Source organism: Thiothrix caldifontis, assembly GCF_900107695.1.
Classification (GTDB): domain Bacteria; phylum Pseudomonadota; class Gammaproteobacteria; order Thiotrichales; family Thiotrichaceae; genus Thiothrix; species Thiothrix caldifontis.
Genome location: NZ_FNQP01000026.1, coordinates 34570 through 43721, shown reverse-complemented (window position 1 = coordinate 43721; position 9152 = coordinate 34570). Strand labels below are relative to the sequence as shown.

Genomic DNA, 9152 nt, shown 5'->3' with positions numbered 1-9152 from the left:
GACCGTATCGACACTAGGCTGTTTTTGCACCGACAGGATGACCGCCGGTTTGCCCATGAAACTGGCTTCCCCGCGCTTTACCCCTGCGGCAAATTCCACCTTCGCAACTTGTTGCAGCAGAATAGGCACGTTGTCACGGTGTGCTACCACCAGTTGCTGCATGTCTTCCAGCTTGGTGGTGCGCCCAATGTTGCGGATCAGGTATTCCTGCGACTGTGCTTCCAGAAAGCCGCCGCTGGTATTGCTGGCAAAGCCGTGCAGCGCGGTTTGCAACTGGCTGATGCTGATGTTGAGGCGTTCCATGTTGGCCACATCGGGGGTAATGCGGTACTGGCGTACTTCGCCACCCATCGGGATCACTTGTGATACCCCCGGAATCCCCAGCAAGCGCGGGCGCACCACCCACTCCGCCAAATCCCGCACCTCCATCGGTGTTGCTGTCTTACCCCCTTCACCCCTTGCGGGGGAAGGGGTGGGGATGGGGGGGGCTTCCGCCGTCATTGCCACCAGCAAAATCTCACCCATGATCGAACTGATCGGCGACATTTGCGGCACAACGCCCGCTGGTAACTGGTTGGTAACGGCTCCGAGTCGCTCGGAAACTTGCTGGCGGTTACGGTAAATGTCCGTCCCCCAGCCAAACTCCACGTACACAATCGACAAGCCCACCCCGGAGACGGAACGTACCCGTGTCACGCCTTCCAGCCCGTTCATCGCCGTTTCCAGCGGGAAGGTGACTAGTTGTTCGACCTCTTCCGGGGCGATGCCTTCGGCTTCGGTCATCAGGGTGACGGTGGGTTTATTGAGGTCGGGGAATACGTCCACGGGCAATTGCCGCAGGGTAAACAGCCCGTACAACATCAGCAGCAATGCCCCCATCAACACGAACAAGCGTTGTTTCAGGCTGGTCTGGATAATCGCGTTAAACATGGCAGCCCCCTAGCGCACTTGCGACAGCAAGACCGCGCTGCTGGTGACGGCGCGGATACTGCTGTTCGGCAAGCCTTCGGTAATGATTACGGTATCGGCATCCAGCGTTTGCAGCTTGACGGTGTGGGGGGTGAAGCGTTCGGCGGCGGTTTTTACCCACACGGTTGGCTGTTGCTGGTTATTGTTGACCACGCTGCTGGCGGGTAAGGGTGTGCCTTGAATGCTGGTGCGGGTTTGCACGGCAAGTTTGAGCGGTTGCCCGACGGTGAGAATAGAAGCCCCCCCCATCCCCAGCCCTTCCCCCGCAAGGGGTGAAGGGGGTAAGACCGTGAAGCGGAGTGGTAGGGCTTGGTTGCGCAGTTGTTGGCTGCTGCCGATGAAGTCCAGTGTCAGGGTTTGACCGTTGAGGGTGGTGGTTGCACCGGTGATTTGTGCCGCTACCGTTGCGTCGTAGGCGAGGGCTTCGACTTGTAGCTGTGCCGGGTCGATGATTTCAAACAGGACATCGCCTGCGTTGGCTTGTTGCCCTAACGCCACCTTGGCACTGCTGATGATACCAGACAGTGGGGCAAGCAGCGGTTGTGGCTGTTGCGCAAGGTGGCTTTGCAGGGCTTTAAGGCGGGCTTTGAGGGTATCGGCGGTGTTGCGGGCAGCATCGACTTCCATTTGTGGAATAACGCCTGCAATGCTAGTCAGGCGTGCGGCGTTTTTCTCTGCCAATGCCAGTTCGGAGCGTACTTCAGCGATTTTGTCTTGCTGGTCGCCCTTGTCGGTATTGCTGGCGGCGGGTTCGAGGATGGCGAGGGTTTGACCTTTTTTGACCGTGCTGCCAATGCTGGGGAAGCCGTTTTCCGGTGCAAGCAAGCGTCCGCTCAGCTGCGGTTGGATCACGGCGCTGGCGTTCGGGTCGGTTACGACTACGCCGTTTAGGGTGACACGTTGGGCGACGGTTTGCGGTTTGCTGGTCGTGGTGTGTAAGCCAAGTATTTGTTGGGACGCTTGCGGCATGAACACGCTGCCATCGGTCAAGCGGGTGGCTTGTGCTGTGCCATTGCTAAACGCCAGTTTGCCCACCAGCAAATCGTTGACGCCCTTGGCTTGCACGGTTGCCAGCAATTCGCGTTTGTCCGCTTGTTGCAACCATGCTGCCTCTGTTTCACCTATGCCGTTGGCATCGGTTTGTAGCAGCAGCTTTTGCCCCTTGCTTTCCAGTTCGATGTTGGCATTGGGAATCGGGGTGTTGTCGCGGAAATGGCTGGCATACAGGGTCAGTTTGCCGTCATGGAGTGCGCCGAGCAGTTCCACGTCGGGCGATTGTAATTCCCAGCGTATGCCGCTGTTATTGGGGGCAATAATGGGCGCAGGGGGCGCGTCATCGTGGCTGTGGTCTTCGCCACCGTGGGCAAATACAGCCAAGGGGAGGCTTGCCATACCCATGAGCAAGCAGCCGCTTAATACGGCACTTTTTAATCGTTTCATTATTGTTTACCTGAATTTTGAACACGTATTCTCCCCTCTCCGCTCCCTGAGCGTAGCCGAAGGGAGGGAGAGGGACGGGGTGAGGGGTTCTTCAGGCAATCGGTGGGCGGTAGGGTACGTCAGCAGCTTCTGGCAATACCTGTGGGGAGAAGACTTGCGGGATGAAACTGTCTGGCGGTACAGCGGCAGGCAGCATTGGCAAGCTCAGGACAAATTGTGCGTGCTGGAGTTGGTCGCAATGGCAAGTATCAGCGGAAACTTGTGCCGACTGCTGTTTTTGCATCTCAAGACAGCAGTGATGGTTAGTGGCTTGTGATTCCATCATCATCGTCTGCGGCATGGTTTGTACGTGATGGCACACCCTCGACGCTGACCAGACTGGCAGGGCAGCCATCAGCAAAATGAGGAATGTGACTATGTGTTTGCGCATACGATTAGTAAATACCTGTATGATTTCGGTTCAAACATAGCAAAAGTCTCAAGTATAGGCAAATGCCCGGCTGTGGCGGCAACTCTGCCAGAATTTCCGTAACGTGATTTGTCCGAGGAGGAGAATAGCTCTATGAGCCGAAGAAAATTTTTACACCTGATAGCTGGTTTATTAGCAAGCAGCACCATTGCGCCCCTGTCCGCCGCTTCCGCCAAACGCATTGTGGTAGTCGGTGCAGGCATCGCCGGTCTAACTGCCGCACAAACCCTGCGCCAGCAAGGGCATTCCGTGACCGTTGTGGAAGCGCGTGACCGGCTGGGTGGGCGTTTGTGGACAAGCAAACGCTGGCAAAACATGCCCGTAGACCTCGGCGCAAGCTGGGTTCATGGCGCAAAAGACAACCCTTTATCTGCCTTGGCTGACCGCATCGGCGCAAAGCGTTTGATCACCCGTTACGCAGACACCACCACCTATAACACCGCTGGCAACCCCTTAAGCAACAGCGAAAGCCGCCAGTTGGAACAATGGCAAGCGCGTATTGACAACGCCTTGGACGCCGCACAAGCCGCCGACACCGATCAATCCATACAAGCCGCTGTCGAAAAAGTGCTGGGCTGGAATAGCCTGAAGGCAAGCGAACGCCAACTCGTGCAATTCATCCTCAATAGTACGTTGGAGCAAGAATACGCAGGCGGCATCCATGAGCTTTCCGCTCACTGGCATGATGCAGCGGCGGCATTCAAGGGCGATGATGCACTGTTCCCGGATGGCTATCAGGTCATCGTCGATCATCTGGCAAACGGGCTGGATATTCAGTTGCAACACGTCGTGCAAACGGTCACATGGTCAGACCAACAGGTGACGGTGCAAACCAACCAGGGCGCATTCCAAGCTGATCATGCCATCATCACCTTGCCGCTGGGCGTGTTGAAAAGTGGGCAGGTTGCCTTTTCACCGCCATTGCCTGCCCGTAAACAACAAGCTATTAATGCACTGGGAATGGGTACGTTAAACAAGTGCTATCTGCAATTCTCCAACGTTTTCTGGCCGGATGATCAGGACTGGCTGGAATACATGCCCACCGAAGCAGGCGCATGGACGGAATGGGTCAGCCTAACACGGGTAGCAGGTTGGCCAGTTTTGTTAGGCTTCAATGCGGCAGAACGCGGCAAGCGCATCGAACAATGGACAGACACGAAAATCGTCACTGATGCCATGCAAACCTTGCGCAAACTGTTCGGGGCTAACATCCCTGAACCGATTGATTACCAGATTACCCGCTGGAATGCTGACCCGTATGCAAGGGGCGCGTATTCCTTTAACAGCGTGGGTTCAACGCCAGCGATGCGTGACCATTTGGCAGAGCGTCTAGGCAATGCGGTATTTTTTGCGGGTGAAGCCACCGAACGCAAGCATTTCAGCAGCGTCCACGGTGCGTACCTGTCCGGTTTGCGGGCAGCTCAGCAAATTCTTGAACAAGTTCGGGATAAACCGTCAGTCAATTTAGATAATCACCAAGCCATTCAATACTACGCTTAATCCCCTGATCCTAGATACGGTGATTTAGCCAAATCAATGGGTTAGTGGTTTGGTTGTGTGTAGAGAAGTGCGTTACAATGCAGACTATTCTATACGCGGATTTAATTGCATCATTCATGTCAGTCTCAGCCGAACCTATTGCTTGCCAAGAGTGCGGTCAATTGCACCGTTATAGCCCACTTGCGCTGGGTAAAACTGCCAATTGTCGTCGTTGTGGGGCTTTATTATACCGCAATCGTCCGGATATGCTGGATTCAGTGTTGGCACTGACCTTAGCTGGGCTGACATTGTTTGTGTTGACCAATGTGTTTCCGCTGCTGGGCTTACGCGCCCAAGGGGCAGAGCAGGAATTGCATTTGCTGGGGGCAAGCTTGGCATTTTGGGATCAGGGCTACCCTCTTTTGGCAGGATTGATCATTCTTAATATTATTATTTTTCCTTTATTTGAATTGCTGACGCTATTGGTTGTGGTTTTGACTATTCGCTACCACTGGCGGTCGAGTACGGCGATTTTTTTGTTTCGCTGGATGCGTGAGTTCAAACCGTGGGGAATGCTGGAAGTCTTTATGTTAGGGGTATTGGTTGCAGTGGTAAAATTGGGCGATCTGGCCACTCTGATTGTAGGAGCTGCTTTTTGGTCATTCGCAGGTTTAGTGCTGACGATGGCAGCCGCCACCACATTATTAGATCCATTTAGCGTATGGCGGGCGTTGGGGAAAAACAATGGCTGAGAATGAGGCATTACTGCAATGCCGTGTGTGTGGTTGTTTGAGTCATGCGCCCACGCAATTAAAGCGCTTTGAGGTCATGCATTGCCCGCGTTGTGGTGCGCGGCTCAAATTAGCGCAGCAATCTACTAGTGTGGAAGAGACATGGGCGCTATTGATTGCTGCCGCGATTCTGTATATTCCAGCAAATTTTTTACCGATCATGAGTGTGTACATGCTGGGGGCCGGACAACCCGACACTATTATTACCGGGGTGTATCATTTGCTGGAAGCGGGGCAATGGCCGCTGGCATTGATTGTTTTTGTGGCGAGTATTGTGGTGCCGTTATTGAAATTGTTTACCTTGAGTTTTTTGTTGATTAGCATTCAACGGCGTTCACGCTGGCGTCAACATGACCGGATGCGTTTATATCGCATCACCGAATACGTGGGGCGTTGGTCAATGGTTGATGTGTTTGTGATTGCGATTCTGACCGGGCTGGTGCAATTTGGAAATCTGGCGCGGGTTGATGCAAATCTGGGCAGCTTGTCATTTGCAGCGGTGGTGGTGTTAACCATGTTTGCTGCTCGCACATTAGATGAGCACTTGATCTGGGATGTTGCCCAGCAAGAGGAAGAGCTGACATGAATGATAATAAAGGGCTTGATGATAATTTGCCAGAAGTGGAAGTACGTGAGCAACGCTGGCCTTCGCCCGTATGGTTAATTCCACTGGCGGCATTATTGATTGGTTTCTGGTTATTGTTTCAAGCTTGGTATCAGCGTGGGCCGATTGTGACAGTGCAGTTTTCCAGTGCAGAAGGGATTGAACCGGGCAAAACCGAAGTACGTTATAAAGCGGTAACGGTCGGTAAAGTCAAAAAACTTAAATTGGATAATGAGTTGAAATACATTGAGGCCATCATTGAGTTGAATAAGGAAATCGGGCGACATTTGGGCAGCGATGCCAGTTTTTGGGTAGTACGCCCGCGTGTGAACCGTTCCGGGGTATCGGGTTTGGGGACATTATTTTCTGGTTCTTATATTGGAATGGATCCGGGAACCGATAACGATGATCAAAGTTTTTATAAAGGGGCTGAACGCCCACCAGTTATTGCACCCGCAGAAGATGGCAAGCGTTTTTTCTTAATATCGGATTCGTTAGGTTCAATGGACGTGGGAGCGCCAGTATTTTACAAACAGTTACAGGTCGGTGAAGTGATTGACTATGAACTATTAGATAATCAAGATCGTGTGCAATTGGAGTTGTTTATTCGAGCCCCTTATTTTCAGTATGTGCATAAAAATACCCGTTTTTGGAATGCTAGCGGGGTAGAACTCAATATGAATTCGACCGGGGCTGAGTTTCGTATGGAATCGCTGATTTCGGTATTGATTGGAGGGGTTGCGTTTGAAACGCCTGCCGGGGTTGCCGGGGGAGAAGTGAGTAAACAAGGGGATACCTTTGTATTACACCGCAATTATGCCAGTTCGCAGGAAAAGCAATACGCGACGAGATTGTATTACGTCATGTACTTTGATGGTTCTGTACGTGGTATGGGGGTGGGTTCAGCCGTAGAGTTTCAGGGCATTCCCATTGGTAAAGTCGAAAAGATTGATCTAAAAATGGATAAAGATTCGCTATCGGTGCGAGTTCCCGTGTTAGTCTCGATTCAACCCCAATATTTTGATGAATCCCTTACGAAAGAAACAGGGGAGATCGCTATGAGTAAATTGGTGGAAAAAGGGATGCGTGCCAAATTAGATACAGTGAGTTTTCTAACCGGACAAAAAGTAATTACGCTGAGTATGGAAACTGATCCGCCACCGGCTACTATTAAAGCGACACAGTTCTACAGTGAGTTTCCGACCACTGGAACGGCGTTTGAAGAGTTACCGTTTATAGCCACCGACATTATGATAAGCCTCGATGAAACCTTGGCAGGCATTAATAAGCTGGTGAATAGCGGTAAATTGGATAAAACCGTGGATAACCTCAATAAGGTATTAGCAGAAGCAGAACAGGCGGTTAAAGCGGCTAAAGAAACGCTTAAAACCGTGGATAAAGATACCCTGCCTAGCGTGACCAATGATGTTAATAAAATCAGTCAGGATTTGAGCAATACCATGCAAAAAATTCAAGGTTCGATGGGGCAGCTTGATCGATTGACTGCACAAAATTCTCCGACGCAACATCAGTTGCAAGAAATGCTGGAAGAAGTGACCGCTGCTTCCCGTGCTTTGCGCAGTTTGACCGAAACGTTGCAACGCCAACCCAGTGCATTGCTGCGCGGCAAGTAAGGAAAATGAGAATGAAACGATGGTTTGTTTGCGGGATATTGGTGATGTTGAGCGCTTGTTCAAGCACCCCGACGCAATATCACACGTTATCAACGGATATGGGTAGTGCAGCCGTGCCGGTGGTGACGGCATCTATTAAGAGCGTGGGTGTAGGCCCGATTACCTTGCCAACTTTACTGGATCGCGAGGGAATGGTGATTCGCAAAGACGCGACGACTTTGGAGGTATCCGACACGCACTTATGGGGCGGGCAGTTGGAAGATGAATTCCTGCGCACCTTAGCCCAACACTTGCAAATCCGTTTGCCTGCGACACGGGTGCAAACCGTGCCTTGGGAACTCAGCCAAACACCACAATATCAAGTGGTGGTGAAACTGGATCAGTTTGATGGCACACCGGGGGGCAAAGCGTGGTTACGTGGGGTGTGGCAACTTCAGGCGGGTAATGACGGAAAAATTCTCGCTACGGAGCCGGTGATGCTGACCCGCCAAACCCCGGAGGCGGGAGTGACGGGGCTGGTCAAAGCGCAAAGCGGTTTGCTGGCGGATTTGGCTAATCAGATCACGCGGAGTTTGGCAGTCCGTTAGCCCTCAGCCTGTTTCACAAAACTCAGGAAAAAAGTGACCGGCACGGCATTGCTGATGCTGGGCAATTCCGCAATTTCCCGCAGGGCAGTGACACCAGCAGCTAGGTCAAAATCCGCCGCATTCAACACAATCGGGGCAACAGTGGTCACTTGCACGGTGTTGCCGACTTCGGTGATGGCAACGGTGGCGGGAATTTCTTTTTTCACGCCGTGCAAATCCAAGGTGACGTTAACGGTTTGGATGCCCGGTTTTACGCCGGTTTTGCTCAAGTCCACACTGACGCTTGCCGTCGCAAACTTTTGGGTATCAAACAATTGTTCGCGCATCCGTTGATCGCGGATGTCGATATTGGTGCTGACGCTTGCCAAATCAATGTTCAATGAACCTTGACCGGCTTTGGTAATCGCACCAGAGAGCGTTTTGAAGGTATGGGTTTCGGCAATGTGGTCTTTTTTGATGGAGACAAAATACAGCGCAGATTGGGTATTATCGAGCACCCAATCCGCCATGGCGGTACCGGAGAGTAGGGCGAAGCTCACAGCAGTTTTGCAAATCAATGGTAAGGCACGTTGCATCATTTATTATTCCCTATCATGGTTAAAGTCAATTTCATGGCAGCTTAACTGAACTGTACCGCTGGTCGGATATACTGCGGTAATAGCATGGATATTTGCCCTAGGGTGAACCCTATTTGACTTAAGTCAACTATTAACAACGGTTATATGATACTCTACCAAAAGAGATAGAATGATCGAAAATTTTAACGAAATATTTACACCACATAAGGAGATACCATATGGCGATCAGCAAAGCCGTGCAGCGCGGTACATTAATTTACATTTATGACCAAAATGGTGAAGCAGTGACCTCCATTTCAGCTCCCAGCCGTTTACCCACTGACGGTCTAAAGGCTTACAACGCGCAGAGCATTAGCGTGCAAAAAGGTGCGTTGTTGTACAACTATGACAAGCAAGGGCGGCAGACCGGCATTACGCCGATGGGGCAGCAACATTGAGTTGCTACACGGCTTGACCTCTCACACCCCGCCGCTATGCACCGTCGCGTAGTACAGCTTCTCTAGCTCATTTTTATGCTTGGTTTTCTCATTCGCAAGGTACAGGAACAGGTCGTGAATCGGCTCCGCTTCCGTGCCTTGCGCCAACGCATGGTATTGTTCCT

Annotated in this window: 10 protein-coding genes; 6 read left to right on the top strand and 4 right to left on the bottom strand. The window is 51.8% G+C overall.

What is annotated here, in order from left to right:
• The 3 genes from BLV87_RS15970 to BLV87_RS19135 all read right to left on the bottom strand — a co-directional run.
• Nucleotides 1-930 (bottom strand): efflux RND transporter permease subunit (locus tag BLV87_RS15970; RefSeq protein ID WP_139282208.1); only part of this gene is annotated, 930 nt, incomplete at its 3' end.
• 9 nt (nucleotides 931-939) lie between these two features.
• Nucleotides 940-2409 (bottom strand): efflux RND transporter periplasmic adaptor subunit, encoded by a 1470-nt coding sequence (locus BLV87_RS15965; protein WP_093070274.1) that lies wholly within the window; start codon nucleotides 2407-2409, stop codon nucleotides 940-942.
• Between the two features lie 91 nt (nucleotides 2410-2500).
• Nucleotides 2501-2839 carry a hypothetical protein gene (locus tag BLV87_RS19135; protein WP_139282207.1) on the bottom strand — a complete coding sequence of 113 codons (339 nt, stop codon included), beginning with the start codon at nucleotides 2837-2839 and terminating at the stop codon, nucleotides 2501-2503.
• 132 nt (nucleotides 2840-2971) lie between these two features.
• Here BLV87_RS19135 and BLV87_RS15955 point away from each other — a divergent pair, with 132 nt between their 5' ends.
• The 5 genes from BLV87_RS15955 to BLV87_RS15935 all read left to right on the top strand — a co-directional run bounded on the left by BLV87_RS15955 (nucleotide 2972) and on the right by BLV87_RS15935 (nucleotide 7973).
• Nucleotides 2972-4378, top strand: a complete 1407-nt coding sequence (locus BLV87_RS15955) for a flavin monoamine oxidase family protein (protein WP_093070270.1) — start codon at nucleotides 2972-2974, stop codon at nucleotides 4376-4378.
• 77 nt (nucleotides 4379-4455) lie between these two features.
• Nucleotides 4456-5109 carry a paraquat-inducible protein A gene (locus BLV87_RS15950; RefSeq protein ID WP_245707057.1) on the top strand — a complete coding sequence of 218 codons (654 nt, stop codon included), beginning with the start codon at nucleotides 4456-4458 and terminating at the stop codon, nucleotides 5107-5109.
• The gene (locus tag BLV87_RS15945) at nucleotides 5102-5734 is read left to right on the top strand and encodes a paraquat-inducible protein A (protein ID WP_093070269.1); all 633 of its coding nucleotides are present in this window, start codon (nucleotides 5102-5104) and stop codon (nucleotides 5732-5734) included. The genes BLV87_RS15950 and BLV87_RS15945 overlap by 8 nt, the downstream gene beginning before the upstream one ends.
• A complete protein-coding gene (locus BLV87_RS15940; protein WP_093070267.1) occupies nucleotides 5731-7386 on the top strand; it encodes a PqiB family protein in 1656 nt (551 codons plus the stop codon). Before BLV87_RS15945 ends, BLV87_RS15940 begins: the two co-directional genes overlap by 4 nt.
• Nucleotides 7387-7397: 11 nt before the next feature.
• Nucleotides 7398-7973: a PqiC family protein gene (locus BLV87_RS15935; RefSeq protein ID WP_175517976.1), complete on the top strand. Its 576-nt coding sequence runs from the start codon at nucleotides 7398-7400 to the stop codon at nucleotides 7971-7973.
• Here the strand turns inward: BLV87_RS15935 and BLV87_RS15930 are convergent.
• Nucleotides 7970-8551, bottom strand: a complete 582-nt coding sequence (locus BLV87_RS15930; RefSeq protein WP_217630014.1) for a YceI family protein — start codon at nucleotides 8549-8551, stop codon at nucleotides 7970-7972. The genes BLV87_RS15935 and BLV87_RS15930 overlap by 4 nt on opposite strands.
• Before the next feature lie 218 nt (nucleotides 8552-8769).
• Here BLV87_RS15930 and BLV87_RS15925 point away from each other — a divergent pair, with 218 nt between their 5' ends.
• Complete coding sequence (locus BLV87_RS15925) at nucleotides 8770-8988, top strand: hypothetical protein (RefSeq protein ID WP_093070264.1); 219 nt, start codon at nucleotides 8770-8772, stop codon at nucleotides 8986-8988.
• The last annotated feature ends 164 nt before the right edge of the window (nucleotides 8989-9152 follow it).